At 69.1% G+C, this 26,917-nt stretch carries 26 protein-coding genes and 1 pseudogene; 23 read left to right on the forward strand and 4 right to left on the reverse strand.

Features of this window, described 5'->3' with window-relative positions; genetic code table 11:
- The first annotated feature begins 152 nt into the window (after window positions 1-152).
- The 6 genes from ACOJVU_RS17375 (at window position 153) to ACOJVU_RS17400 (ending at window position 6,374) form a co-directional block, all read left to right on the forward strand.
- On the forward strand, window positions 153-707 hold the full coding sequence (locus tag ACOJVU_RS17375) for a DUF6676 family protein (protein WP_421530906.1): 555 nt from the start codon (window positions 153-155) through the stop codon (window positions 705-707).
- Between the two features lie 225 nt (window positions 708-932).
- The gene (ripA, locus tag ACOJVU_RS17380) at window positions 933-2,366 is read left to right on the forward strand and encodes an NlpC/P60 family peptidoglycan endopeptidase RipA (protein WP_421530907.1); all 1,434 of its coding nucleotides are present in this window, start codon (window positions 933-935) and stop codon (window positions 2,364-2,366) included.
- A 10-nt stretch (window positions 2,367-2,376) separates the two neighbouring features.
- Complete coding sequence (gene ripB / locus ACOJVU_RS17385; RefSeq protein WP_421530908.1) at window positions 2,377-3,111, forward strand: NlpC/P60 family peptidoglycan endopeptidase RipB; 735 nt, start codon at window positions 2,377-2,379, stop codon at window positions 3,109-3,111.
- Window positions 3,112-3,274: 163 nt separating this feature from the next.
- Complete coding sequence (locus ACOJVU_RS17390) at window positions 3,275-4,408, forward strand: AAA family ATPase (protein WP_421530909.1); 1,134 nt, start codon at window positions 3,275-3,277, stop codon at window positions 4,406-4,408.
- Window positions 4,409-4,458: 50 nt separating this feature from the next.
- Window positions 4,459-5,370 (forward strand): DUF58 domain-containing protein, encoded by a 912-nt coding sequence (locus ACOJVU_RS17395; RefSeq protein ID WP_421530930.1) that lies wholly within the window; start codon window positions 4,459-4,461, stop codon window positions 5,368-5,370.
- Entirely contained in the window at window positions 5,367-6,374 is a 1,008-nt protein-coding gene (locus ACOJVU_RS17400; RefSeq protein ID WP_421530910.1) for a VWA domain-containing protein, read from the forward strand. The genes ACOJVU_RS17395 and ACOJVU_RS17400 overlap by 4 nt, the downstream gene beginning before the upstream one ends.
- Before the next feature lie 58 nt (window positions 6,375-6,432).
- On the opposite strand, the gene ACOJVU_RS17405 is transcribed toward ACOJVU_RS17400, so the two are convergent.
- Window positions 6,433-7,275 carry a hypothetical protein gene (locus ACOJVU_RS17405; RefSeq protein WP_421530931.1) on the reverse strand — a complete coding sequence of 281 codons (843 nt, stop codon included), beginning with the start codon at window positions 7,273-7,275 and terminating at the stop codon, window positions 6,433-6,435.
- A 185-nt stretch (window positions 7,276-7,460) separates the two neighbouring features.
- On the opposite strand from ACOJVU_RS17405, the gene fabG1 reads away from it, so the two are divergent.
- The 3 genes from fabG1 to ACOJVU_RS17420 are packed head-to-tail and all read left to right on the forward strand — an operon-like array spanning window position 7,461 to window position 10,069.
- Window positions 7,461-8,228, forward strand: a complete 768-nt coding sequence (gene fabG1, locus ACOJVU_RS17410; RefSeq protein ID WP_421530911.1) for a 3-oxoacyl-ACP reductase FabG1 — start codon at window positions 7,461-7,463, stop codon at window positions 8,226-8,228.
- A gap of 17 nt (window positions 8,229-8,245) precedes the next feature.
- The gene (gene inhA / locus ACOJVU_RS17415; RefSeq protein ID WP_421530912.1) at window positions 8,246-9,055 is read left to right on the forward strand and encodes an NADH-dependent enoyl-ACP reductase InhA; all 810 of its coding nucleotides are present in this window, start codon (window positions 8,246-8,248) and stop codon (window positions 9,053-9,055) included.
- Window positions 9,056-9,061: 6 nt separating this feature from the next.
- A complete protein-coding gene (locus ACOJVU_RS17420) occupies window positions 9,062-10,069 on the forward strand; it encodes a ferrochelatase (RefSeq protein ID WP_421530913.1) in 1,008 nt (335 codons plus the stop codon).
- Between the two features lie 93 nt (window positions 10,070-10,162).
- On the opposite strand, the gene ACOJVU_RS17425 is transcribed toward ACOJVU_RS17420, so the two are convergent.
- Entirely contained in the window at window positions 10,163-11,086 is a 924-nt protein-coding gene (locus ACOJVU_RS17425; protein WP_421530932.1) for a hypothetical protein, read from the reverse strand.
- A gap of 66 nt (window positions 11,087-11,152) precedes the next feature.
- Here ACOJVU_RS17425 and ACOJVU_RS17430 point away from each other — a divergent pair, with 66 nt between their 5' ends.
- The 4 genes from ACOJVU_RS17430 (at window position 11,153) to ACOJVU_RS17445 (ending at window position 13,477) form a co-directional block, all read left to right on the forward strand.
- Window positions 11,153-11,584, forward strand: coding sequence for an NfeD family protein (locus ACOJVU_RS17430; protein ID WP_421530914.1), 432 nt, complete (start codon window positions 11,153-11,155; stop codon window positions 11,582-11,584).
- A 37-nt stretch (window positions 11,585-11,621) separates the two neighbouring features.
- Window positions 11,622-12,764: an SPFH domain-containing protein gene (locus ACOJVU_RS17435; protein ID WP_421530915.1), complete on the forward strand. Its 1,143-nt coding sequence runs from the start codon at window positions 11,622-11,624 to the stop codon at window positions 12,762-12,764.
- Window positions 12,765-12,768: 4 nt separating this feature from the next.
- On the forward strand, window positions 12,769-13,044 hold the full coding sequence (locus tag ACOJVU_RS17440; protein WP_421530916.1) for a hypothetical protein: 276 nt from the start codon (window positions 12,769-12,771) through the stop codon (window positions 13,042-13,044).
- 76 nt (window positions 13,045-13,120) lie between these two features.
- Window positions 13,121-13,477 carry a DoxX family protein gene (locus tag ACOJVU_RS17445; RefSeq protein WP_421530917.1) on the forward strand — a complete coding sequence of 119 codons (357 nt, stop codon included), beginning with the start codon at window positions 13,121-13,123 and terminating at the stop codon, window positions 13,475-13,477.
- On the opposite strand, the gene ACOJVU_RS17450 is transcribed toward ACOJVU_RS17445, so the two are convergent.
- Window positions 13,474-13,950, reverse strand: coding sequence for a nitroreductase family deazaflavin-dependent oxidoreductase (locus ACOJVU_RS17450; protein ID WP_421530918.1), 477 nt, complete (start codon window positions 13,948-13,950; stop codon window positions 13,474-13,476). The genes ACOJVU_RS17445 and ACOJVU_RS17450 overlap by 4 nt on opposite strands.
- The gene (locus tag ACOJVU_RS17455) at window positions 13,944-14,666 is read right to left on the reverse strand and encodes a TVP38/TMEM64 family protein (RefSeq protein WP_421530919.1); all 723 of its coding nucleotides are present in this window, start codon (window positions 14,664-14,666) and stop codon (window positions 13,944-13,946) included. Before ACOJVU_RS17455 ends, ACOJVU_RS17450 begins: the two co-directional genes overlap by 7 nt.
- A 178-nt stretch (window positions 14,667-14,844) precedes the next feature.
- Between ACOJVU_RS17455 and mutA the strand changes: the two genes are divergently transcribed.
- The 10 genes and pseudogenes from mutA to ACOJVU_RS17505 all read left to right on the forward strand — a co-directional run bounded on the left by mutA (window position 14,845) and on the right by ACOJVU_RS17505 (window position 26,603).
- On the forward strand, window positions 14,845-16,734 hold the full coding sequence (mutA, locus tag ACOJVU_RS17460) for a methylmalonyl-CoA mutase small subunit (protein ID WP_421530920.1): 1,890 nt from the start codon (window positions 14,845-14,847) through the stop codon (window positions 16,732-16,734).
- Between the two features lie 5 nt (window positions 16,735-16,739).
- Window positions 16,740-18,962 (forward strand): methylmalonyl-CoA mutase, encoded by a 2,223-nt coding sequence (gene scpA, locus ACOJVU_RS17465; protein WP_421530921.1) that lies wholly within the window; start codon window positions 16,740-16,742, stop codon window positions 18,960-18,962.
- 82 nt (window positions 18,963-19,044) lie between these two features.
- A complete protein-coding gene (gene meaB, locus ACOJVU_RS17470) occupies window positions 19,045-20,025 on the forward strand; it encodes a methylmalonyl Co-A mutase-associated GTPase MeaB (protein ID WP_421530922.1) in 981 nt (326 codons plus the stop codon).
- A 36-nt stretch (window positions 20,026-20,061) separates the two neighbouring features.
- A complete protein-coding gene (locus ACOJVU_RS17475; RefSeq protein ID WP_421530923.1) occupies window positions 20,062-21,096 on the forward strand; it encodes a patatin-like phospholipase family protein in 1,035 nt (344 codons plus the stop codon).
- Window positions 21,097-21,219: 123 nt separating this feature from the next.
- Window positions 21,220-22,506, forward strand: a complete 1,287-nt coding sequence (locus ACOJVU_RS17480) for a serine hydrolase domain-containing protein (RefSeq protein ID WP_421530924.1) — start codon at window positions 21,220-21,222, stop codon at window positions 22,504-22,506.
- Window positions 22,507-22,584: 78 nt separating this feature from the next.
- Window positions 22,585-25,185, forward strand: coding sequence for an SEC-C metal-binding domain-containing protein (locus tag ACOJVU_RS17485; protein ID WP_421530925.1), 2,601 nt, complete (start codon window positions 22,585-22,587; stop codon window positions 25,183-25,185).
- A gap of 70 nt (window positions 25,186-25,255) precedes the next feature.
- A pseudogene (locus ACOJVU_RS17490) lies at window positions 25,256-25,516 on the forward strand (antitoxin); the annotation flags it as partial.
- A complete protein-coding gene (locus ACOJVU_RS17495; protein WP_421530926.1) occupies window positions 25,513-25,842 on the forward strand; it encodes a type II toxin-antitoxin system PemK/MazF family toxin in 330 nt (109 codons plus the stop codon). The pseudogene ACOJVU_RS17490 and the gene ACOJVU_RS17495, both read left to right, overlap by 4 nt.
- 96 nt (window positions 25,843-25,938) lie before the next feature.
- Window positions 25,939-26,190, forward strand: coding sequence for a FitA-like ribbon-helix-helix domain-containing protein (locus tag ACOJVU_RS17500; protein ID WP_421530927.1), 252 nt, complete (start codon window positions 25,939-25,941; stop codon window positions 26,188-26,190).
- On the forward strand, window positions 26,187-26,603 hold the full coding sequence (locus tag ACOJVU_RS17505) for a type II toxin-antitoxin system VapC family toxin (protein WP_421530928.1): 417 nt from the start codon (window positions 26,187-26,189) through the stop codon (window positions 26,601-26,603). Before ACOJVU_RS17500 ends, ACOJVU_RS17505 begins: the two co-directional genes overlap by 4 nt.
- Window positions 26,604-26,917 lie beyond the last annotated feature (314 nt).

Genomic DNA, 26,917 nt, shown 5'->3' on the forward strand with positions numbered 1-26,917 from the left:
GGTGGGGCCCGGGTTTAAACCCCTCGCCCCCCGCACGGCCCCGATTCCCGCCGGCGGCCACGTGAGCGTGACCGCCGTGGCCGAGTGCCACGCTAGAGTGACCGCCGTGGCCGAGTGTCACGCGAGCGTGACCGCGCAACAGGAGCGAGACGATGACTTTTCTCTGGCAACCACTCCTGCCGACCTACATTCCGCAGGACGTCGACATGTCCGTGGTCAAGGCCCAGGTGGCGGCGAGTGGGGTCAGTGCACCGCCGGCGGCGGTCCCGGGACTGCTGGATGTGGTCGACCAGGCTCACGCCGACGGCATCGATCTCAAGATCGTGCTGCTGGACCACAATCCGCCCAGCGACACGTCCCTGCGCGACATCTCCACCGTGGTCGGGGCCGACTATCCGGACGTCACGGTCCTCACGCTCAGTCCAAGCTATGTCGGCAGCTACAGCACGCAGTTCCCGCGCGTGACACTCGAAGCCGGCGAGGACCACTCCAAGACCGGCAACCCGGTGGTCTCGGCGCAGAACTTTCTGCACACCCTGGACGCCCCCGAGTTTCCCTGGACCGGGCTGACGATATTCCTGCTGATCGGGGTGCTCCTGGCCGCCGTCGGCGCCCGTTTCCTGCAGGTGCGTGGTCGGCGTGCGGCAACATCGGCCGGGACGGCCGAAACTCCAGCAGTCCAGCCGATAAAGGCCGCTGAACAGTAGCTTTTCGTGCAGCGTCCACCGGGCGGGCTCGTCGCGTCTCCTCCTGGCAAATAGTGCAGGTCACCATCCGGTCACAGTAAACGCACGTCCGGAATGCAGTTTGTGACCACCGTTTCTACTGCGTCACATGTGACGTACGGTGCAAATGATGCTCGTGTTATACATGGCGCCTTACGTCACGACCCGCGCCGTCCATCCGCGTCAGACGTAGGAGATTTGAGACGAATGAGAGGCACCAGCGGGGGCTTTTCTGTGCGACGGGCCGCAAAGCTGACGCGGCCGGTCATTCCATCGATCCTGGGCTCCATCGTGAGCGCGGCGCTGCTGCTGGGCACGCCCGGACTGGCGAACGCCGATCCCGCGTCGGGCAAGCTGGCCGTCGCGATCGCCGACGTCGCCCGGGCCAACCAGCGCCTCCAGGACCTGAACGCGGAAATCCAGACCGAACTCGAAAGCGTCAACAAGGCGATGGTCGACGTCGAGACAGCGCGGGACAACGCGGCCTCGGCCGAACACGACGTCGAGGCCGGCCGGGAGGCTGTCAAGGACGCCGATGCGGCGATTGCGGCGGCGCAGCGCCGCTTCGACCGCTTCGCCGTGGCGACGTACATGAACGGGCCGTCGGGCAGCTACCTGACCGCGACCAGCCCCGAGGACATCCTCGGCACCCAGGCCACCGCCCAGGCCCTGACCGCCAGCGCGCAGTCGGCCATGGACAAGCTGCAACGCGCGCGCACCGAGCAGGTGAACAAGGAGTCGGCGGCGCGCCTTGCCAAGCAGAAGGCCGACAGGGCTGCCGCCGACGCGCAGGCCAGCCAGGATGCTGCGGTGGCGGCGCTGCAGGACTCCAGGGACAAGTTCGTCCGGCAACGCGACGAAATCACCCGACTGGCAGCCGAGCGTGATGAGGCTCAGGCCAGGCTCGAGGCCGCCAAGCAAGAGGTCGCGCGCGAGTGGTCGTCGGGCGGGGGTGGATCCGGAGCACCGGGTGACCGGTGGGGATCCGGCGATTCCGCCGCACCCACGGCGGGAGGGCGCACGTGGGACGGCGGCTGGGACCCGACCCTGCCCATGGTGCCCAGCGCCAACGTCCCCGGCGACCCGATCGCGGTGATCAACCAGGTGCTGGGGTATTCGGCCACCTCGACGCAGGTGACCGCCAGCATGGGGCGAAAGTTCCTGCAGAGCGTGGGCATTCTCAAACCTGACGACACCGGCATCACCAACGCCCCGGGCCGGATCCCGCGGGTCTACGGGAGTCAGGCATCCGAGTACGTGATCCGGCGCGGGATGTCGCAGATCGGGGTCCCGTATTCCTGGGGCGGTGGCAACGCGGCCGGGCCCAGCAAGGGCATCGACTCGGGAGCCGGGACCACCGGCTTCGACTGTTCGGGTCTGGTGTTGTATTCGTTCGCCGGGGTGGGGATCAAGCTGCCGCACTACTCGGGGGCGCAGTACAAGATGGGCCGCAAGATCCCGTCGGCGCAGATGCGCCGTGGCGACGTCATCTTCTACGGACCGGGCGGCAGCCAGCACGTGACGCTCTACCTCGGCAACGGCCAGATGCTCGAGGCCCCCGACGTCGGCCTCAAGGTGCGTGTCGCGCCCGTGCGCACCAGCGGCATGACCCCCTACGTGGTCCGCTACATCGAGTACTGAGCGAGGAGCCATGCACCGCAAGCGGTTTCGATTCACCCATCTCGCCTGCAGCGCCGCGTTGGCGGCCGGTCTGACATTCTCGTCGCTGTCGTCCGGGGCCGCCCCGGCCACCGCGGACCCCGGTCCGTGGGACCCGACGCTGCCGGCGATGATCAGCGCGGGCGCGCCGGGGGACCCGCTCTCGGTGGCCTCGGCGTCGCTGCAGGCGACCGCACAGGCCACCCAGACCACCGTCGATCTGGGCAGGCAGTTCCTGGGCGGGCTCGGCATCAACCTTCCCGGCGGCGAGGCCCCGGCGGCCGCCACCACCAACCCGGGCGGCAAGATTCCGCGCGTCTACGGGCGCCAGGCCATCGAATACGTGATCAAGCGGGGCGGCTCGCAGATGGGCGTGCCCTATTCCTGGGGCGGGGGTTCGCTGAAGGGCCCCAGCAAGGGCGTCGGCGACGGCGCCAACATCAACGGCTTCGACTGTTCCGGTTTGATGCGGTACGCCTTCGCCGGGGTCGGTGTGCTGATCCCGCGGTTCTCCGGTGACCAGTACAACGCCGGCCGCCACATCCCGCCGGACCAGGCCAGGCGCGGTGACCTGATCTTCTACGGCCCCGGCGGCGGCCAGCACGTGACGATGTATCTCGGCAACGGCCGGATGCTCGAGGCGTCCGGAAGCGCCGGCAAGGTGACTGTGAGCTCGGTACGCAAGGCCGGTATGACGCCATTCCTGACTAGGATCATCGAGTACTGAAGCCGGGCGCCGGCCAGGAAGGGTCGCCCGTGCACTCGCCGGGCGGGAGCCGCGGCGTCGACGGAATCGGGCGAGCCTGGAATAGTTGGACGCGGGCACGTGGCTGCCCCACGATTTCGGTCGTGCCGGCAGAGGTGTCCGATTGAGCTGTGGAGGATTGCTAATGACATCAGCAGGCGGGCCGCCCCCGGGCGCCAGCGGTTACTCGGGCCCGGGCGCGCACGCGGCCGGGCCGGCCCAGGACGCGCCCTCCGGGGGCGGTGACGGGCTGGCCGCCGAGGTCCACACACTGGAGCGTGCGATTTTCGAGGTCAAGCGGATCATCGTCGGCCAGGACCAGTTGGTGGAGCGGATGCTGGTCGGCCTGCTGTCGCGGGGACACGTGCTGCTCGAGGGGGTGCCCGGCGTGGCCAAGACGCTGGCCGTGGAGACCTTCGCCAAGGTGGTGGGCGGCACGTTCGCGCGCATCCAGTTCACGCCCGACCTGGTGCCCACCGACATCATCGGTACCCGCATCTACCGCCAGGGCCGCGAGGAGTTCGACACCGAGCTCGGCCCGGTGGTGGTCAACTTCCTGCTCGCCGACGAGATCAACCGGGCCCCGGCGAAGGTGCAGTCCGCGCTGCTGGAGGTCATGCAGGAGCGCCAGGTGTCCATCGGTGGCAAGAGGTTCCCGCTGCCCAACCCGTTCCTGGTGATGGCAACCCAGAACCCCATCGAGCACGAGGGCGTCTACCCGCTGCCCGAGGCGCAGCGCGACCGCTTCCTGTTCAAGATCAACGTCGGCTACCCCTCTCCCGAGGAGGAGCGCGAGATCATCTACCGGATGGGCGTCAAGCCGCCGCAGCCCAAGCAGATCATGAACCCCGGCGACCTGCTGCGCCTGCAGGACATCGCCGCCAACAATTTCGTCCATCACGCGCTGGTCGACTACGTGGTGCGCGTGGTGACCGCCACCCGGCATCCCGAACAGCTCGGCATGAATGACGTCAAGGCGTGGATCTCCTTCGGTGCGTCCCCGCGCGCCTCACTGGGGATCATCGCCGCGTCGCGATCGCTGGCGCTGGTGCGCGGCCGCGACTACGTGATCCCGCAGGACATCGTCGAGGTCATCCCCGACGTGCTGCGGCACCGGTTGGTGCTGACCTATGACGCGCTGGCCGACGAGATCTCGCCCGAGGTCGTCATCAACCGGGTTCTGCAGACGGTTGCCCTTCCCCAGGTGAATGCCGTTCCGCAGCAAGGCCAATCGGTGCCCCCGGTGATGCAGGCCGCGGGCGCGGCCAGCGGTCGGTGACCGACACCGACTCCGCCGCGGTACCCGCGGCTCCTCGCCATCCACCGTCGATGCAGCGCGGGCAGATCAACGACCCCAAGCTGTCGGCGGCGCTGCGCACCCTGGAGCTCACCGTGCAGCGCAAGCTGGACGGCGTGCTGCACGGCAATCACCTCGGGCTGATCCCGGGGCCGGGCAGCGAACCGGGGGAGTCGCGGGAATACCAGCCCGGCGACGACGTCCGGCGGATGGACTGGGCGGTCACCGCACGCACCACCCACCCTCACGTCCGGCAGATGATCGCCGACCGGGAACTGGAGACCTGGCTGGTGGTCGACATGTCGGCCAGCCTGGACTTCGGCACCGTCGGGTGCGAGAAGCGCGACCTGGCGGTGGCGGCCGCGGCCGCGATCACCTACCTCAACAGCGGGGGCGGTAACCGGCTCGGCGCGCTGATCACCAACGGCGAGAGGATGATCCGGGTGCCCGCGCGGTCCGGACGCCAGCACGAGCAGACGCTGCTGCGCACTATCGCCACCACCCCACGGGCGCCGCTCGGGGTGCGCGGGGATCTGGGCGTGGCCATCGACGCGTTGCGCCGCCCGGAACGCCGCCGCGGCATGGCGGTGATCATCAGCGACTTCCTGGGGCCGATCAACTGGATGCGCCCGCTGCGGGCGATCTCGGCGCGCCACGAGGTGCTGGCCATCGAGGTGCTCGACCCCCGCGACGTCGAACTGCCCGATGTGGGGGACGTCGTGCTGCAGGACGCCGAGTCCGGGGTGACTCGCGAGTTCACCATCGACGCCCAGCTGCGCGATGATTTCGCCAAGGCGGCCGCGGCACACCGAGCCGACGTCGCGCGCACCATCCGCGGTTGCGGCGCGCCGATTTTGACGCTGCGCACCGACCGGGACTGGCTCGCCGACATCGTCCGGTTCGTGGAGTCCCGGCGGCGCGGTGCCCTGGCGGGGCGGCAGTGACGCTGCCGTTGCTCGGTCCGATGTCGATGTCGGGCTTCGAACACGCGTGGTTCTTCCTGTTCCTTGTGGTGGTCGCCGGGCTGGCCGTGCTGTACGTGCTGATGCAATTGGCCCGGCAACGGCGGATCCTGCGGTTCGCCAACATGGAACTGCTGGAAAGCGTCGCGCCCAAGCGGCCGTCTACCTGGCGGCACGTCCCGGCGATCCTGCTGGTGCTGTCGCTGGTGCTGCTCACGGTCGCGATGGCCGGGCCCACGCGCGACGTCCGGATTCCGCGCAACCGGGCGGTGGTGATGCTGGTGATCGACGTGTCACAGTCGATGCGCGCCACCGACGTCCCGCCCAACCGGATGGTCGCCGCGCAGGACGCCGCCAAGCAGTTCGCCGACGAGCTGACCCCGGGGATCAACCTCGGGCTGATCTCCTATGCGGGCACCGCCACGGTGCTGGTGTCGCCGACCACCGATCGGGACGCGACCAAGCGGGCACTGGACAAGCTGCAGTTCGCCGACCGCACCGCCACCGGGGAGGGCATCTTCACCGCCCTGCAGGCGATCGCGACGGTGGGCGCGGTGATCGGCGGCGGCGACACCCCGCCACCGGCGCGCATCGTGTTGTTCTCCGACGGCAAGGAGACGATGCCGACCAATCCGAACAACCCCAAGGGGGCGTTCACCGCGGCACGCACCGCCAAGGACCAGGGGGTGCCGATCTCGACCATCTCGTTCGGCACACCGTACGGATTCGTCGAGATCAACGACCAGCGCCAGCCGGTGCCGGTCGACGACTCCACCATGAAGAAGGTCGCCGAGCTGTCCGGCGGGAATGCCTACAACGCCGCCAGCCTCTCCGAGCTCAGGGCCGTCTACGGGTCGTTGCAGCAGCAGATCGGCTACGAGACCATCAAGGGCGACGCGAGTGCGGGGTGGCTGCGGCTGGGCGCGGTGGTGCTGGCGCTGGCCGCCCTGGCCGCGCTGCTGATCAATCGCCGCCTGCCCGGCTGACTTTTCGTCCGCGAGCGTAACGTGGCTGCGATTTGCGGTCCGAATTTTCGCAGTCTGGTCACGCTCGCGAAGCGCGTGCCGCACCCACTCGGCGGATGATGTCCGCGGGATGGTCCTCGGCGACGACGCGGACCACGACCCAGCCGTAACGCTGGTCCAGCATTTCGAGGCGGCGGATGTCCTTCACGTATTGGGCACGACTGGACCGGTGCTGGTCGCCGTCGTACTCGACGGCGACCTTGATGTCTTCCCAACCCATATCCAAATATGCCTCTGCCCAACCCCATTCGTTGAGGACTGGGATCTGCGTCCGCGGCGGGGGAAAGCCGGCGCTTGCCAGTAGCAGGCGTACCCAGGTTTCCTTCGGGGATTGAGCCCCGCCGTCGACGCGTGCGAGCGCGGCACGGGCAGCCTTCATTCCCCGACGTCCTCGATAGCGGTCGACCAACAGCTCGACGTCGGTCGTTTTCACGGCGGTCGCCTGCACGAGGGCGTCGATCGCGGCGACCGCCATGCCCAACCGGCAGCGCCTGGCGAGGTCGAGGGCCGTTCGAGCCGGTGTGGTGACCCGCATGCCGTCGACGACGGCAATCTCGTCGGGCTCGATGCGTTCTTCCCAGATCTGCACGCCCGTGGCGGGGCGGCGGTTGGTGTCGATGATCGCGGCGGGCAATGCCGGATCGATCCACTTCGAGCCATGCAGCGCGGAGGCGGAGAAGCCCGCGAGGACGCCTCGCCGACGCGAGCGCAGCCAGCACGCCTTCGCGCGCGACACCGCCGTCAGCGCGGCATCTTTCGGCATGTAGACGTCTTTGTGCAGCGGTACATACCGACTGCGCAGCTCGTAACCCGTCACTGCGCCCACAGCCAGGGCTTCACTGCCCAGAAAGGGGTCTGTCATGGCCGAAAGTGTGCTGATCGGCACCGACAAGGCCCGCGAGCGTAACCCCAGTGCGAAAAACCGGTCCGAAAGTCGCAGCCTGGTTACGTTCGCGACGTCCCAGGGGGTACGTGCAGGCCCAGGGGGTACGTGCAGGCCCAGGGGGTACGTGCAGCGCCCACGCGGCAAGGCGATAGGTTGGCGCAGTGACTGACACGGCCACCGACAAGAGCACCGAGAACGCCGCGGCAGCGGTCAGGCCCGCGTTCGTGTCCCGTTCCGTCCTGGTCACCGGAGGAAACCGGGGGATCGGTCTGGCGATCGCACAGCGATTGGCCGCCGACGGCCACAAAGTGGCGGTCACACACCGCGGTTCCGGAGCGCCCGAGGGGCTGTTCGGCGTCGAGTGTGACGTCACCGACGACGACGCCGTCGACCGCGCCTTCACCGCCGTCGAGGAACACCAGGGCCCGGTCGAGGTGCTGGTGTCCAACGCCGGAGTGTCCGCCGACGCGTTCCTCATACGGATGACCGTGGAGAGGTTTCAGAAGGTCATCGACGCCAACCTCACCGGGGCTTTCCGGGTCGCTCAGCGGGCATCCCGCAGTATGCAGAAGAAGCGCTTCGGCCGGATGATCTTCATCGGTTCGGTCTCCGGTACCTGGGGCATCGGCAACCAGGCGAACTATGCGGCGTCCAAGGCCGGCGTGATCGGAATGGCCCGCTCGATCTCCCGGGAGTTGTCGAAAGCCAACGTGACCGCGAACGTGGTGGCCCCGGGTTACATCGACACCGACATGACGCGCTCGCTGGATGAGCGGATTCAGGAGGGCGCGCTGCAATTCATCCCGGCGAAGCGGGTCGGTACCGCCGCCGAGGTCGCCGGGGTGGTCAGCTTCCTGGCGTCCGAGGACGCCAGTTACATCTCCGGCGCGGTCATCCCGGTCGACGGCGGCATGGGCATGGGGCACTGAGGAACGATAGGACGGACATGGCAGGACTGCTCGACGGCAAACGGATCCTGGTCTCCGGGATCATCACCGACTCGTCGATCGCGTTTCACATCGCCAAGGTGGCCCAGGAGGCGGGCGCGCAGTTGGTGCTGACCGGGTTCGACCGGTTGCGGCTGATCCAGCGCATCGCCGACCGGCTACCCGAGAAGGCGCCGCTGATCGAGCTCGACGTGCAAAGCGAGGAGCACCTGGCCACGCTCGCCGAGCGGGTGAGCGCGGTGATCGGGCAGGGCAACAAGCTCGACGGCGTGGTGCACTCGATCGGCTTCATGCCGCAGACCGGGATGGGCATCAACCCGTTCTTCGACGCGCCCTACGAAGACGTGTCCAAGGGCATTCACATCTCGGCGTTCTCCTACGCATCCCTGGCCAAGGCGTTGCTGTCCATCATGAATCCAGGAGGCAGCATCGTCGGCATGGATTTCGACCCGAGCCGTGCCATGCCCGCCTACAACTGGATGACGGTGGCCAAGAGCGCGCTGGAGTCGGTGAACCGGTTCGTGGCGCGTGAGGCCGGCAAGTACGGTGTGCGCTCCAATCTGGTTGCCGCCGGCCCGATCCGGACGCTGGCCATGAGTGCGATCGTCGGTGGCGCGCTCGGCGACGAGGCCGGCGCCCAGATGCAGCTGCTCGAGCAGGGCTGGGACCAGCGCGCGCCCATCGGCTGGAACATGAAGGACCCCACGCCGGTCGCCAAGACCGTGTGCGCGCTGCTGTCGGACTGGCTACCCGCCACCACCGGCACCATCGTCTATGCCGACGGCGGCGCCAGCACGCAGTTATTGTAGGCCCCAATGCAATTCGATGCGGTCCTGCTGCTGTCGTTCGGCGGTCCGGAGGGGCCCGAGCAGGTACGGCCTTTCCTGGAGAACGTCACCCGTGGCCGTGACGTGCCACCCGAACGCCTCGACGAGGTCGCGCACCACTACCTGCATTTCGGTGGGGTCTCGCCGATCAACGGGATCAACCGCGCGCTGATCACCGAGCTGCGGGCGGAGGTGGGCCTGCCGGTGTACTTCGGAAACCGCAACTGGGAGCCCTACGTCGAAGAAGCCGTCGCGGCCATGCGCGACAACGGCGTCCGCCGGGCAGCGGTGTTCACCACGTCGGCGTGGAGCGGCTATTCCAGCTGCACCCAGTACGTCGAGGACATCGCCCGGGCCCGGCGGGTCACCGGGCCCGGCGCGCCGGAACTGGTGAAATTGCGGCCCTACTTCGACCATCCGCTGTTCGTCGAGATGTTCGCGGAGTCGATCGCCGCGGCCGCAGCGACGGTCCCCGGTGGTGCGCGGCTGGTGTTCACCGCGCATTCGATCCCGGTGGCCGCCGACCGGCGCTGCGGTCCGGACCTCTACAGCCGCCAAGTCGGTTATGCCGCAAGGCTGGTGGCCGCCGCCGCCGGCTACGCCGATTACGACCTGGTGTGGCAGTCGCGGTCGGGGCCGCCTCAGGTGCCCTGGCTGGAACCCGACGTGGGTGACCATCTGGCCGCGTTGGCGGAATCCGGCACCGACGCCGTCGTGGTATGCCCGATCGGCTTCGTCGCAGACCACATCGAGGTGGTGTGGGATCTCGACCACGACTTGCGCCTGCAGGCCGAGGCGACGGGCGTGGCTTTCGCCCGGGCGGCAACACCCAACGCAGACCGCCGATTCGCCCGGCTGGCCGCCGGTCTGATCGACGAGTTGCGCACCGGTCGTGCGCCCGAGCGGGTGAGCGGCCGTGACCCGGTGCCAGGTTGCCTGGCCGGCGTCAACGGTGAGCCGTGCCGCCCGCCGCACTGCATGGCGCGCACCGTGTAGTCGTCGAGTGTGAAACCTGGTCGGCGACACGCCGAAATGCCCCGCCGACGCTTCACGCTCGGCGCCGTCAAATCACACTCGACGCCCAGAACGCTAGTCCGCCCACGCCGAGTGCAGTATCGCGGTGACCGCGGCCATCCGCGCCGATCTCACCACCGCGGTCAGCGGCCGCAGCGCGTCGTCGGCGATGCGTGACTCCGACGAGGATTGCCCCACGATGGGCTCGAGCGCAGCGAACGACCCGCGCGGAGAATCCGATATCCGGCTGAGCCCGGCGCTGACGGCGATGATCGCATCGACGTGCGCGGCGTTCTCCAGCACCCGCAGGGCCCGAGACGGCGCATGGTCGGGAATCCGGTGCTGCCGTGCCGATTCCATCAACTGCTCGACAAGCCCGCGCGGGTCGTCGACGTCGGACGCCGCCGAGCCGCGCCCGAGGGCACCCAGTGTGTCGGCGGCCGAGCGCACGGCCGACCGCAGGGAGTACTCGGCGTCGCCCAGTTCGTGGTGGACCAGCACCGGCGCACCAGGCAGCGAGTAGACCGTCCACGACAGCGCAGACGACTCGGGCAGCCCCGCGCCGTCGGTGGCGTGCTCGAAGTCGTCGTAGGCGAACTCGGGGACCAGCCCGACAGCGCTGCCGTGTGCCTCGGGGCCGGTGATGATGATCGCCTCGCCCGCGGCCAGGGCGTCGCGCTGAAACTGGGTTCCCGCGGTCAGCCCCCGCACGTCGCCGGGCACCGGTAACACTACGTTGATGGAGTCGCGCAACCGGGCCGAATCGCCGGCCGCCGAGCGTCCCGCCGCCGTGCGCAGGGTCTGCAACAACGACACCGCCCCGGTGTCGTCGACATCGGGCCACGACAGCCCGGTGCGCGTCGCCGCGACCGAATCATAGGCGGTTACGAATTGCTTTGGCGCCCAAGGAGATAATGCGTCCAGGACGTCGTCGGGCGCGGCCTTGCCCGCGAGCCAGGCGTTGGCCCACACGGACAGCGAGGCACTGGGACACCACACGATGTCGCAGTGTAGTTGCTTTGGCTGCCGCAGGCTGATCATGCGCGATCCGCGTATTCTGGCCGCATGCCCGGCGCGGTGCTTTGGCTGATATTCGCACTGGTGCTCGCCGGTGCGGAGGCCCTCACCGGCGATATGTTCCTGCTGATGCTCGGCGGCGGTGCGCTGGCCGCGTCGGCGGCCAGCGCACTGGCCCAGTGGCCGATCTGGGCCGACGGGCTGGTGTTCCTGATCGTTTCGCTGCTGCTGCTGGTGCTGGTCCGCCCGGCGCTGCGGCGCAGGCTGACGCCCAAGGTGCCGCGACTGGGCATCCAGGCGTTGGAAGGCGCGAACGCGCTGGTGCTCGACCGGGTGGCCGGCGACGGTGGCCGGGTGAAGCTCGACGGCCAGGTCTGGACGGCGCGGCCGCTCAACGATGGCGACGTCTACGAACCGGGGGAGTCGGTCACCGTCGTGCACATCGATGGCGCCGTAGCAGTGGTGTTCAGAACCGCGTGACGGCTGTCGGCAGACGCTGGGAGAGAGAGGAACTCCGATGCATGGTGCGGTGACAGGCCTGGTGTTGCTGGCGGTTTTGGTTGTCTTCGCCATCGTGGTGGTGGCCAAGTCGGTTGCGCTGGTCCCCCAAGCGGAGGCGGCGGTGATCGAACGGCTCGGCCGGTACAGCCGCACGGTCAGCGGCCAATTGGCACTGTTGGTGCCGTTCATCGACAGGATCCGCGCGCGGGTGGACCTGCGCGAGCGGGTGGTGTCGTTCCCGCCGCAGCCGGTGATCACCGAGGACAACCTGACCCTGTCGATCGACACGGTGGTCTACTTCCAGGTCACCAACCCCCAGGCGGCTGTCTACGAAATCAGCAACTACCTCGTCGGGGTCGAGCAGCTCGCCACGACCACGTTGCGCAACGTCGTCGGCGGCATGACGCTGGAGCAGACCCTGACCTCACGCGAGGTGATCAACGCCCAGCTCCGCGGTGTGCTCGACGAGGCCACCAACCGGTGGGGCCTGCGGGTGGCGCGCGTCGAGTTGCGCAGCATCGACCCGCCCCCGTCGATCCAGGCGTCGATGGAGAAGCAGATGAAGGCCGATCGTGAGAAGCGGGCCATGATTTTGACCGCCGAAGGTATGCGCGAGTCGTCGATCAAAGAGGCCGAGGGGCAGAAGCAGGCTCAGATCCTGGCCGCCGAAGGCGCCAAACAGGCCGCGATCCTGGGCGCCGAAGCCGACCGGCAGTCGCGCATGCTGCGCGCCCGGGGTGAGCGCGCCGCGGTCTACCTGCAGGCGCAGGGGCAGGCCAAGGCCATCGAGAAGACGTTCGCCGCGATCAAGGCCGGCCGACCGACCCCGGAGTTGTTGGCTTACCAATATCTGCAGACGCTGCCGGAGTTGGCCCGCGGCGACGCCAACAAGGTGTGGGTGGTGCCCAGCGACTTCTCCGCGGCGTTGCAGGGTTTCACCAGGATGCTGGGGAAACCGGGCGAGGACGGGGTGTTTCGGTTCGAGCCGTCGCCGGTCGAGGACGCGCCTGCGCCGGCCGACACCGACGACGCCGACATTGCCGACTGGTTCTCCACCGAGACCGACCCGGCGATCGTCCGGGCGGTGGCCAAGGCCGAGGCAATTGCCCAGAAGCCGGTGGACGGGCACTTGGGGACGCCGCCGCAACTGGGCCAGTAGGCGGGTGCGCGCCGGCCCCGCCGTCCCCACCGGTGCCGCCGCTCAGACCACCGCAGCCGCCGTGACCACCGACCCCGCCGCCGGTGAACGGTCCGCTGAAGCCGCCGGTGTGGCTGGCGGCCAGGGCGGGGCTGGCGGCCAGGGTGGGACGTCGAGTAGCGCTTTGAGTGAGGGCGGTGACGGTGGCGCCGGTGGCACCGGTGGTACTGGGTTCACCGGCAGCTCACCCGGCGCGGGCGGCACCGGCGGTGACGGAGGCCTGGGCGGCGGCGCGGTGTAGCCCGGTTCGGCTCGCGCCACACCCGCACGGCGCGGGTGCGAGAGCTATCGTCGGCAGCGCGCACTAGGATCGGCACATGAGTATGCTGACTTCACCGAAAACATATGTGGCGCTTGCGGTGTTCCATGCCGGTGACGCGGTGGCCTGCGCGGTTCCGGTGCCCCCGATCAAGAAGATCCTCGACGATCTCGACGTTCCGGACAGCGTTCGGCCCGTGCTGCCGGTGGTCAAGGCCGCGGCCGCAGTCGGTCTGCTGTCGGTCACGCGGTTCCCGGCGCTGGCCAGGCTGACGACGGCGATGCTGACGCTGTATTTCGTGCTGGCGGTGGGTGCGCACCTCCGGGCCCGCGACAAGATCGTCAACACCGTGCCGGCCGCGTCGTTCCTGGCCGTCTTCGCGGCGATGACGGTCAAGGGCCCCGACCGCGATTAGTCGAGGCGCAGCTCGACCATGGGCAGCGGCGTGCCGGTGTCGGCGATCGCCACGCCGAGCATGTCCTCGAGCACCGGTCTGAGCTGCTGCCATGCCCGGGAATGGCGGCTGCGGTAGACCGCCAGGGCGCGGTCGACCTCTTCCTGGTCGAGGATGCGTGCGGTGGCGCGTCGGGGCGCATGGCTGCCGGCGTAGACACGCACCCGTGGGTTGGCCTGGATGTTGCGGAACCACTGGGCGTTTCGGCCGAATCCGGAGGCGATGACGTAAAGGTCCGGGGCAGGGTGATCGATGACCTCCAGCACGACGTAGCGCTTTGTGCCGGATGTGCGCCCGATGTGTTCGAGCATCAGGATTCGCGAGCCGAACAGCGCGCCCGCGCGGGCCCGGTAGATCCAGATCGGTGCGCGCATCAGCCGGCGCGACCGCACGAGCCGGCCGAAGATCCTGGTGCGGATGGCGATCGTCACCATGCCCGCGAGTGCCGGCGCCGGTAATGGCGGATCTCGATGATGATCCCGCACATCCCCAGCGCGCTCGTGCACAGCGACATCAGGAAGAGCAGCGGGCTCGGATGACCGGCCAGCGCGTCGCCGAGGACCGCCACGGCGGCGGTGCCCGGCAGCAACCCGGCCACCGTGGCCAGCGTGAACGGCAGCGCCCGCACCGCAGACGCGCCGGCGGCGTAGTTCAGCGCGGAGAACGGCACGACCGGAATCAACCGCAGCGACAAGACTGCCAGCCAGCCCCGCTCCCGCAGCCGCTGGTCGATCCTCTCGACGGCGCGGTGGCGAGCCAGCCGGTTGAGCTGCCAGCCCGCCGCGCGCACCAGCAGCAGCGCGATCAGCGCACTGGCCGCGCTGGCGGACACGGCGATCAGCACCCCCAGAACCGGTCCGAACAGCAGGCCGGCGGCCAGGGTGAACGCCGTGCGCGGGATCGGCACCACGGTGACGACGACGTGCGCGGCCAGGAACGCCAGCGGGAACCACGGGCCCACCGACGGCGCCCAGTCGCGCAATTGCACGGCGGTCGGCAGCGGAACCAGCAGCGCCACCGCCACGACGATCGCGATGCCGACCGCCGTCGCCACGGCCCGCGGCCGGGACAGTTGACGCGCGGTCGTGCCCAGGACGTAGCCGAGGCTGCGCAGGGCGCCGGTGGCTTTGCCGGTGGCGGGTACCGTCACGCTTGTCAAGGCTACGGGGCGCAGATGAATACCGCGTTGCCCGCGTCTGGCGTTTCGCCCCGGACCGGCCCGCGCCGGACCTCGCCGCAGGAGCGACGCAACCGATCAATTAGCCTGGTGGAAAAGTGGCGACCCCGGGTTGAGAAATTCCCATTTCCTGCGATTACAGGAGCCGTCGGTGTCCGTGGACGTACCAACGAGGGTGGCAGCCGATCCAGCGGCCGGTGAGGAAGCGCTGGCGCGGTGGCGCACCGCGGTCGCGGGTGTGCTGGCCAAAAGCGCCCGGCGCGACCCCGCGGAGTTGGGTGCGCAACCCGAGCACGCCCTGGATACCCCCACCTATGACGGGTTTGCCGTCCGCGCGCTCTACACCGCGCTCGACGAGCTGCCCGAGCCGCCGTTGCCGGGTGAGTGGCCCTACGTGCGCGGCGGCGACGCAACGCGGGACGTCGACGCCGGCTGGAAGGTCGCCGAGGCCTTCCCCAAAGAGGCGTTCCCCAAACCGGGTTCAGGCGCCGACGACGGCAATGCAGCGGTACTGGGCGCGCTCACCGACGGGGTCAGCGCGCTGCTGATCCGGGTGGGGGAGTCCGGTGTGGCTCCCGATCGGCTCGCCGCGCTGCTCGCCGGCGTGTACCTGGATCTGGCGCCGGTGATCCTCGACGCCGGCCCCGACTATCCGGCGGCCGGCGACGCACTGCTGGGGCTGGTGGACCGGCTGGAACCGGCCGCGCGGGCCACGGTGTCGGTGGACCTGGGCGCCGACCCGTTGAGCGCGTCGCTGGGCGGGCGAAAGTCCTGCACGGTCGAGCAGGTGGTGGCGGTCGCGACCCGGGTGGCCGGGCAGCGCGGGCTGCGCTCGATCACGGTCGACGGGCCGGCCTTCCACAATCTCGGCGCCAGCGCGGCGTGGGAGCTCGCCGGCAGCCTGGCGGCCGCGGTGGCCTACCTGCGGATCCTCACCGAGTCAGGGATCTCCGTTGCCGACGCGTTGCGGCAGATCAGCTTCCGCCTGGCCGCCGACGACGACCAGTTCATGACGATCGCCAAGATGCGGGCCGCGCGCCGGCTGTGGGCGCGCGTCGCCGAGGTCGCCGGTGACCCCGAGGGCGGCGCGGCCGTGCTGCACGCCGAGACATCGTTGCCGATGATGACCCAGCGCGATCCCTGGGTGAACATGCTGCGTGGCACGGTGGCCGCCTTCGCCGCGGGCGTGGGCGGTGCCGACACAATGCTGGTGCACCCGTTCGACGTGGCGATCCCGGGCGGGTTTCCCGGCGTGTCTGCGGGTTTCGCGCGCCGCATCGCCCGCAACACCCAGCTGCTGCTGTTGGAGGAGTCCCACGTCGGGCGGGTGCTCGATCCGGCCGGTGGCTCGTGGTTCGTCGAGGACCTCACCGAGGAGCTGGCCCGCCACGCCTGGGGGCATTTCCAGACGATCGAGTCCCGCGGCGGGTTCGCCGACGCCCGCGACTACCTCGCCGAAAAGATCGCGGAGGTGGCCGCGAAGCGCGCCGACGACATCGCACACCGTCGCACCGCGATCACCGGCGTCAACGAGTTCCCGAATCTGGCAGAAGACGCACTGCCGCAGCAGGATTCGCAGCAACACGGTAAGCGCTACGCCGCCGCGTTCGAAGCGCTGCGGGACCGTTCCGACGCCCACCTGGCCCGCACCGGGGCGCGACCGCGGGCGCTGTTGCTGCCGCTGGGGCCGCTCGCCGAGCACAATATCCGGGCGACGTTTGCGTCAAACCTGCTGGCGTCGGGCGGAATCGAGGCGCTCAACCCGGGACCGCTCGACGCCGCCGGGGTGGCCGCAGCCGTATCGGATGCCGGTTCGCCGGCGGTTGCGGTCATCTGTGGCACCGACAAGCGTTACGGCGACGAAGCCGCCGCTGTCGTGGCGGCGGCCCGCAGCGCCGGAGTGTCACGGGTGTGCCTGGCCGGGCCGGAGCGGGCAATGGGCGACCCGAAAGACCCGGCGCACCGGCCAGATGAGTACCTGACCGCGAAAATCGATGCAGTCCAAGCATTGTCGGATCTGCTCACCCGATTGGGGGCGTAGCCGCGATGACGAGCAGCGCCTCTGTGATTGGGAATTTCTCCGACATTCCGCTGCATGGCGACGCTACGGCGCAGCGGCCCGCCGAAGCGGTGGGAGACGAGCACCGTACCTGGCAGACCCCGGAGGGAATCGACGTCAAGCCGGTCTACGTCGCCGCCGACCGGGCCGCCGCGGCGGCCGACGGGTACCCGCTGCACAGCTTCCCCGGCGAGCCGCCGTTCATCCGCGGGCCCTACCCCACGATGTACGTCAACCAGCCCTGGACGATCCGGCAGTACGCCGGGTTCTCCACCGCCGCGGACTCCAACGCGTTCTACCGGCGCAACCTGGCCGCGGGCCAGAAGGGGCTGTCGGTGGCCTTCGATCTGGCCACCCACCGCGGCTATGACTCCGACCACCCGCGCGTGCAGGGAGACGTCGGAATGGCCGGTGTGGCAATCGATTCCATCCTCGACATGCGCCAGTTGTTCGACGGCATCGACCTGTCGGCGGTGAGCGTGTCGATGACGATGAACGGCGCCGTGCTGCCGATCCTGGCGCTGTACGTGGTGGCCGCCGAGGAGCAGGGGGTGCCGCCGGAGAAGCTGGCGGGCACCATCCAGAACGACATCCTCAAAGAGTTCATGGTGCGCAACACCTACATCTATCCGCCCAAGCCGTCGATGCGCATCATCTCCGACATCTTCGCCTACACCAGCGCCAAGATGCCGAAGTTCAACTCCATCTCGATCTCCGGCTACCACATCCAAGAGGCCGGTGCCACAGCGGATCTGGAGCTGGCCTACACCCTGGCCGACGGGGTCGACTACATCAAGGCCGGCCTGGACGCGGGCCTGCACATCGACGACTTCGCGCCCCGGCTGTCGTTCTTCTGGGGCATCGGGATGAACTTCTTCATGGAGGTCGCCAAGCTGCGCGCCGGCCGGCTGCTGTGGAGCGAACTCGTCGCAGAATTTGGACCCCAAAACCCAAAATCCAGCTCATTGCGCACGCATTCGCAGACCTCGGGCTGGTCGCTGACCGCCCAGGACGCGTTCAACAACGTGGCCCGCACCTGTATCGAGGCGATGGCCGCCACCCAGGGCCACACCCAGTCGCTGCACACCAACGCCCTCGACGAGGCGCTGGCCCTGCCGACGGATTTCTCGGCGCGGATCGCGCGTAACACCCAGCTGCTGTTGCAGCAGGAGTCGGGCACCACCCGCCCGATCGACCCGTGGGGCGGGTCCTATTACGTGGAGTGGCTGACTCACCAGCTCGCGCAGCAGGCCCGCGCCCACCTGACAGAGATCGCCGAGTACGGCGGGATGACCCAGGCCATCAGCGAGGGCATCCCCAAGATGCGCATCGAGGAGGCTGCCGCGCGCACCCAGGCCCGCATCGACTCCGGTCAGCAGCCGGTGATCGGGGTCAACAAGTACCAGGTCGACGAGGACACCGAGATCGAGGTCCTCAAGGTCGAGAACAGCCGGGTGCGCGCCGAGCAGCACGCCAAGTTGCAGGAGCTGCGGGCGACCCGGGACCAGGCGGCCTGCGATGCCGCCCTGGCCGAGCTCTCGCGGGCGGCGGGCGCCCACGGTCGCGCCGGGGCGGACGGCCTGGGCAACAACCTGCTGGCGCTGTCCATCAACGCGGCCCGCGCCAAGGCCACCGTCGGGGAGATCTCCGACGCGCTGGAGAAGGTGTACGGACGGCACCGGGCGGAGATCCGTACCATCTCGGGGGTCTACCGTGACGAAGCCGGAAAGGCCACCAACATCGCCCCTATTTCTCAAGCCACCGAATTGGTGGAGAAGTTCGCCGAGGCCGACGGCCGCCGGCCCAGGATTTTGGTGGCCAAGATGGGTCAGGACGGCCACGACCGCGGTCAGAAGGTGATCGCGACGGCGTTCGCCGACATCGGCTTCGACGTCGACGTGGGCTCGCTGTTCTCCACGCCCGAGGAGGTCGCCCGGCAGGCCGCCGACAACGACGTGCACGTCATCGGGGTGTCGTCGCTGGCCGCGGGCCACCTGACGCTGGTGCCGGCGCTGCGCGACGCCCTGGTGCAGGTGGGCCGGCCCGACATCATGATCGTGGTCGGCGGGGTCATCCCGCCGGGTGACTTCGACGAGCTGTATGCCGCCGGAGCCGCCGCCATCTTCCCGCCCGGGACCGTGATCGCCGACGCGGCGATCGGCCTGCTGCACAAGCTGGCCGAGCGGCTTGGGTATGACTTGGGCGCATGATATTTCCCGCGAGCGTAACGCCACTGCGAAAATCGGCGCCGAAAATCGCGGTGGCGTTACGCTCGCGCGCGGTTGCGGCCCGATGAGCGCGCAAACGGTCGAGGACCTCGGCGCCGCCATCCGCCGCGGAGACCGCGCTGCGCTGTCGCGGGCCATCACCTTGCTGGAGTCCACCCGGCCCGACCATCACGAGCAGGCCCAGCAACTGCTGCTGGAGCTGATGCCGGACTCCGGCGGCGCCCACCGGGTGGGCATCACCGGGGTGCCGGGGTCGGGCAAATCCACCACCATCGAAGCGCTGGGCATGCACCTGATCGAGCGGGGCCACCGGGTGGGGGTGCTGGCCGTGGACCCGTCGTCGACGCGCACCGGCGGGTCGATCCTGGGCGACAAGACCCGGATGCCGCGGCTGGCCGTGCACGCCGACGCCTATGTCCGGCCGTCCCCGACGTCGGGGACGTTGGGCGGTGTGGCGAAGGCGACCCGGGAGACCGTCGTGCTGCTGGAGGCCGCCGGGTTCGACGCGATCCTGATCGAGACGGTCGGTGTCGGCCAGTCGGAGGTGGCCGTCGCCAACATGGTGGACACCTTCGTGCTGCTGACCCTGGCCCGCAGCGGCGACTCCCTGCAGGGCATCAAGAAGGGAGCCCTGGAGCTGGCCGACATCGTCGTCGTCAACAAGGCCGACGGGGACCACCTGGCCGAGGCGAGGTCGGCCGCACGGGAACTCGCTGCTGCCATCCGGTTGATCCATCCACGCGAAACGCTCTGGCGGCCGCCGGTTCTCACGACGAGCGCAACCGAGGGCACCGGTCTGGCCGAGCTGTGGGACACCATCGAACGTCATCGCCGGGTGCTCACCGAGGCCGGCGAGTTCGAGGCGCGCCGACGGGCTCAACAGGTCGACTGGACCTGGCAGATGGTGCGCGACACGGTGCTCGACCGGGTGCTGTCGAATCCGGCGGTGCGCAGGATCCGGGCCGACGTCGAGCAGAAGGTCAGGGCCGGCGAGCTGACTCCGGCGCTTGCGGCCCAACAGATCCTGGCAGCTGCAGCGCAGTAACGTCGAGCTGAGCCACCTCGCGACGGAAAGGCGGCCATGGCAGACGGCAACGAGACCAGCGAGCCGAAACATGCCGACCTCGTGCTCTCGGGCGGGGGTGTCAAGTTCATCGGCCTGGTGGGTGCCATCGTCGCGCTCATGGAGGACGGGTATTCGTTCACCAGGGTGTCGGGGGTCTCTGGCGGCTCGGTCGTCGCCGCGGTTCTTGCCGCCGCGTCCCAGGGTGACCAGCTGACGAGCCAGGAGATCAAGGAACTGGCGCTGTCGGTGCCGCTGAGCAAATGGCGTGACGCGCCGCCGGTCCCTTTTCTGGGTGCGGCGTGGGGACTGGTTCGGGAAACGAGCATGTACCGCGGCGACTTCGCCCACGAGTGGGTGCGCGCTGAGCTGAAGAACCTGGGAGTCGAGACGTTCGGTGACCTGAAACTCGATGACGACCACCTGCCCGAGGGGCGGCGCAGCCGGCTGGTGGTCACCGTCGCGGACGTGACGGCGGCGCAGCTGGTGCGATTTCCCTGGGATTACCGGCCGATCTACGGTCTGGACCCCGACGAACAATCCGTTGCCGACGCGGTCCGCGCGTCGATGGCGATCCCGTTCTTCTACCGCCCAATCACCTTGTTCAGCGCGACCGGGCGCCCGTCGACGCTGGTCGACGGCGGCGTTCTGTCGAACTTCCCGATCGACACCTTCGACCGTTGGGACGGCAAGGCGCCGCGCCGGCCCACCTTCGGGATCACGGTGCTACCCCGAATCGCCGAGGGACTCGGTGAAGTGATGCCGGCTCTGCGGCCGCTGCGGTTCTTCGAGCAGACGTCACTGTTGGAAAGTCTGCTGACCACCATGCTGGTCGGCCATGACCAGACCCAGCTCAACCAGCCGTGGGTCCGTTCCCGCGCCATCCTGGTCGAATCGACCGACGTCGGCGTGCTCGACTTCGACGCATCCCGACAGCGTCTCGAACAGCTCTTCGACAAGGGCTACGAGGCGGCCCAGGCGTTCCTGTCGACGTGGGATTGGCCGGAATACCGCGCTCGGTTCCGGTGGCCCGACGCGACGCCGCGCCAGTGATGCGCCGCGGCGACGCCGCCAGACCGGGTCCGGGGTGTGCGTGAGCCCCGCCGAGGCTAACGGTTGGATAACGTAATCCGGCGCGCGCCGAAGACGAATATGAAGCCTTAGTAAATTAAAAGTATGACGGTGGACACTGGAGTCGATCGACGCGCGGTCCCGATGCCCGATGACCCTGACGCGGGTCATCGGATGTCCGGTGCGGCGGACTCACATTTCACGTGCGTCGTTCGCGCTTTCGCCGGCATGTTCCCGGCGCGCCGGTTCGGCGGCGGCGCCCTGGCGGTGTACCTCGACGGCCAGCCCGTGGTGGACGTGTGGACGGGCTGGGCCGACCGCGCCGGAGACGAGCCGTGGTCGGAGGACACCGCCCCGATGGTGTTCTCGGCGACCAAGGGCATGGCCGCCACCGTCATTCACCGGCTGGCCGATCGGGGGCTGATCGACTACGAGGCACCGGTGGCCGAGTACTGGCCGGCGTTCGGGGCGAACGGGAAGGCGTACCTGACGGTGCGCGACGTGATGAGGCACGCGGCCGGGCTGTCGGGTCTGCGCGGCGCCACGCGGGAAGACCTTTTCGACCACACCGTGATGGAGGAACGACTGGCCGCGGCGCCGCCGGGGCGCCTGCTGGGCAAGCCGGCGTATCACGCGCTGACGTTCGGGTGGCTGATGTCGGGCCTGGCCCGGGCGGTGACCGGAAAGGGCATGCGTGCGCTGATCCGCGAGGAGCTCGCCGAGCCGCTGGACACCGACGGCCTGCACCTGGGCCGGCCGCCGGCCGGAGCGCCGACGCGGGCGGCCGAGATCGTCATGCCGCAGAACATGATCGGCAATCCGGTGGCGAACTTCGTGCTGCGCAAGGTCGCCAACGAGATGTCCGGCGCATACCGCTCGATGTACTTCCCGGGCATCACCGATGCCGTCAAGGGGGAGAACGCGATGCTGGACGCCGAGATCCCCGCGGCCAACGGGGTGGTGACCGCCCGCGGCCTGGCGCGCATGTACGGTGCGATCGCCAACGGTGGCGAGATCGACGGCACCCGGTTCCTCTCGGGTGAACTCGTCGCGGGCCTGACCGGCCGAAAAAGCCTGTGGCCGGATCGAAACCTGTTCGTGCCCTTGGCTTTCCACCTGGGCTATCACAGTCTGCCGATCGGCAACATCATGCCGGGCTTCGGGCACGTCGGGTTCGGCGGCTCGCTCGGCTGGACCAATCCCGCCGACGGGATCGCCTTCGCCCTGGTGCACAACCGGCTGTTGCCGCCGTTGTTGATGACCGATCACGCCGCGTTCGTCGGGATCTACGCGCTGATGCGCCAGGCCGCCGCCAGGGCCCGCAAGCACGGTTTCCAGCCGGTGACCGAGTTCGGCGCGCCTTACGCGCAGGCCGGGGCCGCCGTCGGCTGACGGGGGTCCGGGTTTCGCCACGGCGTGACGCCTCACCGGCCGCTGACAGCGCAAGCCGGGGCGAGTAGTCTCGGGCCGATGCCTCAAGATTCGCTTGCTGCCGTTGTGCGCCAGGTTCTTTCGACGCGCGGCCCGATGAGCGAGGACGACCTGCTGGACGCGCTCGAAGCCGACGGTGCCGACCTCGGACCCGACCCTGTCGAGGCCCTCGACGACATTCTTGACGACGACGAGCCGGTCCTGCCCCTGGCCGACGGGCGGTGGGCCTGGATTCCGGCCTTGCTCGAAGGCAGAATTTTCACCCACCGCCTCACCGCGGTCGAGGTCGACCACGACCTGCTGGCGTGGGGACCCGACTTGGCGCCGGTGTCGATCCTGACCGAGGTGGAGGCCTATCGGCGACTTGCCGATGGTTCGCCGCTGAGCGACGTGTTTCCATTCCTGCACGACGAGGTCCTGGCCGCCCGCGGGGTGCCCGCGGACGCGGTCGACTTCTCGGGGGCGCTGCTGCTGCCGAGCGGTCACCTCGCCGCTCTGGGCGTGCGCGCCGGTGACCTCGTCGGGCTGGGGGTCGGGGCGAGCGGCCTCGAGCTCGTCGCGGTCGCCGAGCCGGTCGCGGAACCGGTTGCGGGCCACCCCGGCGAGGCGCTGGCGGCGCTGCTCGGCGAGCGTCCCGACCGCCCCGAGATGCTCGACATCGCGACGTGGACGGTGTGCGCCGACGACGACAGCCTCTTTCGCGAGCCCACAGCACCGCTGGGTGATCTGCTCGCCGCGAGCGGGCTGACTCGCGACGGCGATCGGGTCGCATGCGGGGGCTTCGACTTCGCCGCAGCGCGGACGGCCGACCGGCTCGAAACGATCAAGGAACGCTACGAACTCGACGACGACGAGGCGCTGGCCGTGCTGGCCACGCTCACACTGCACGAGCAGACCCTCGACGTGGTCGAGGCCGTGCGTGCCCGCCTGGACGACGGCGACGAGCCCGACGTCGCCGACATCGCCCCGGCCCCGGTGGCCGGCGAGCCGTCATCCGAGCCGGACCGCACCACGGTGCGCACTGTCCTGGAGCTGCTGGGCGAACCGGCCGTGGCCGCCGCCGTGCTGCGCGAGATCGACGTGGACGACGAGACCTCGGCCATGGCCCTGGGGGTCTTCGCCGAATCGGCCGAGCCGATGGCGCCGCGGGCTGCCCGCCCGGCCTTGCGCTGGATGCGCGCCAAGGCCCACGAGGCGCTCGGGGACGTCGAACAGGCCGAGGCGGCGCTGAATGACGCCGAGTCACTGGACCCGTCGTGGCCGTTGACGCTGCTGGAGTTGGCCCGCTACGCCGGCGATCGGGGGGACGCCGAGCGGGGGTTGTCGCTGCTGCGCCGGGCGGGGGCGCCCCCCGACGATCATCTTCAGCAACTGCTCGAGGCGTTCCGGCCGGCTCCGCGCGCCGACCTGGGTCGCAATCAGCGGTGTTGGTGCGGTTCGGGGCGCAAATACAAGGTGTGCCACCTCAACCGCGAGCAGCTGCCGCTGGAAGAGCGGGCGGCCTGGCTGTATCAGAAGGCGGCCATCGATCTGCTGGACGGCCCGTTCGTGGCGGAGTTCCTCGAGATCGCCCGTGTCCGGTCGCAGCACCGGGACTCACCCGATTCGCTCGTCGACGGGCTGCGCGATCCTCTGGTCGCCGACGTGATGCTGTTCGAGGGAGGGGCGTTCGCCGAGTTCGTCGGTACCCGTGGCGTTCTGTTGCCCGACGACGAACAGTCGTTGGCCCAGCAGTGGCTGCTGGTGCAGCGGTCGGTGTACGAGGTGCTCGACGTGTCGCGCGGGCAGGGTTTCACGGTGCGCGACGTGCGCACCGGCGACGTGCACGAGGTGCGTGAACGGGCCGCCAGCACGCAGGTCAAGGCCGGTGAATTCTATTGCGCCAGAGTTGTTCCCGCGGGGGAGACGATGCAGGTGTTCGGCGGGTTGGAGCCGGTTTCGCTCGGGGAGCGCGACGGGTTGATCGCGCTGCTCGACGACGAGCCCGACCCGGTCGAGCTGGTCGCGGCGCTGTCGCGGCGGTTCGCCCCGCCGGTGCTGCTCAACACCGAGGGCGAGTCGTTGACGATGTGCGATGCGGTGTTGCGCGCCGCCGACCCGGGGGCGCTGGCCCGCGGGCTCGACGGCCTCTACGAACGGGAGGAAGGCGAGTCGGGGGACACGCTGGTGTGGTTCGAGCACGTCGTCACCCACGGCATGCAGCGGGTTCGGGCGCACCTGGAGCTCACCGGCGACGAGCTGCACGTGCACGCCAACAGCGCGGAACGCTTCGACCGGGTGCTCGCCGCTGTGCGTGCGCTCGACGCGTCGGTGAGCGTGCTCAGCGAGACCCGGGAGCCGCTCGGCGATCTGCGCGACGCCCGGCGGCTCGCCGGCGACGACGCGCAGAGCGAGGTGATCGACGACGTGGCTGCCGACCCGGCCCTCGCCGCGGCCCTCCAGGACATGATCCACACGTACGAGGCGGCCTGGCTCGACGAATCGCTCCCCGCCCTGGCCGGTCACACACCCCGGCAATGCGCCGACGACCCGACCCGGCGCCCGGACCTGATCCGGTTGCTCGATTCGTTCCCGCCGGACACGGGCCGGCCCGGCGCCATGAGTCCGGCGCGGCTGCGCGAGGCGCTCTGGCTGGATTGATTCCGCCACCGCGGGAGGACGAGTGTCGCCGGCGTGCGCTGATGCGCCCAGATGTGCGCAGAGGAGTTTGCCCAGGCGGTGGCATAATCGTGGCATGAACCGCATACGTCTGAGCACTACTGTCGACGCCGCGCTGTTGAGCAGCGCACGCGACGTGCGGGCGGGAAGCACTGACGCCGCGCTCATCGACGAGGCCCTGCGGGCATTACTTGCTCGCCATCGATCGGCGGAGGTGGATGCGAGTTATGCGGCCTACGACAAGCACCCGATTGACGAGCCCGACGAGTGGGGCGACCTGGCGTCGTGGCGGCGGGCGGTGGGAGACTCGTGAGCTCACTTCCGGCACGCGGCGAGGTGTGGTGGTGTGAGATGTCCGGGATCGGCCGGCGTCCGGTTGTTGTGCTCTCGCGCGATGCGGCGATCCCTCGGCTTCGACGCGCACTCGTGGCGCCCTGCACCACAACCATCCGGGGATTGGTCAGCGAGGTCGTCCTCGAACCCGGTTCCGACCCGATTCCGCGGCGTTCTGCGGTGAATCTGGACTCGGTCGAAAGTGTCTCGGTCGCAGTGTTGGTGAATCGGCTCGGCCGGCTCGCCGCCACCCGGATGCGCGCCATTTGCGTGGCTCTCGAGGCCGCGGTCGACTGCGCTGAATGATGGCACCACCGTCAACGGGGCCATTCTTGGAGTGCTCCACAAACTCGACCGCGAGGTCAATGCACTTTCTGAACGATATCATGATATCGTTGCTCGGTGGCGCAGATTCTCATCCGTCAACTTGAGGACGACACCAAGGCCAAACTGCAGCGACTAGCCCGTCGACACGGTCGCAGCACCGAGGAAGAGGTGCGCGAGATCCTGCGGAACGCAGTCCGGAACGTCGACAATCCGCCCGGGCGGCTCGGGTCTCGCATCGCGTCGCGCTTCACGGGCATGGGCCTCACCGAGGACATTCCCGAACTGCGGGGCCAGCCCGTCCAGCCTGCGCAGTTCAACGAATCATGATCGTGCTCGACACCGATGTGCTCTCCGCGTTGATGCGGGACACACCCGATCCGGCCGTCGTGGCATGGCTCGATCATCAGCCCACCGAATCAATCTGGACGACATCGGTGACGGTATTCGAGATCCGCACCGGCATCGAACTTTTGGCGTCAAGCCGGCGGCGCAAGCGGCTCGACGAGATGTTTACTCAACTCCTCGACGAAGACCTTGATGGTCGTGTGCAATCTTTCGACCTGACGGCCGCGATTTCCGCTGGGACCATCGCCGCCACCCGTCAACGAGTCGGGCGCGCGGTGCAAATTCGTGATGTGCAGATAGCCGGCATCGCCGCATCCCGGCACGCAACTGTGGCTACCCGCAATACTCCCCACTTCGACGGAGCGGGCGTCGACCTGGTAAACCCTTGGGACTGACGTCTACCCCGGATTCCTTGAGAATTCCCCAGGTCCAGTGATCACGGAGAGCAAGGGATTCCGAATTCGCTGGCGACGATGGTGACGCCGCGACGCTGGTGACGCCGCGATGCTGGCGGCGCTGGCGGCCCCGCGAGCGTAACGGCACCGCGACATTCCGAGCCGGATTTCGCAACCGCGTTACGCTCGTGGGGAGCTCACAGCCGACACTGGTCACCGACGCGGCGGGTCCACCATCCCGACAGCTCGCCCGTTGGATCTCTGCGATCAGGCGGGTGGACGCAGATTTTCGCTGCGCGGTGCGACAATCGGAC

This window comes from Mycobacterium sp. THU-M104, assembly GCF_049197365.1.
Classification (GTDB): Bacteria; Actinomycetota; Actinomycetes; order Mycobacteriales; family Mycobacteriaceae; genus Mycobacterium.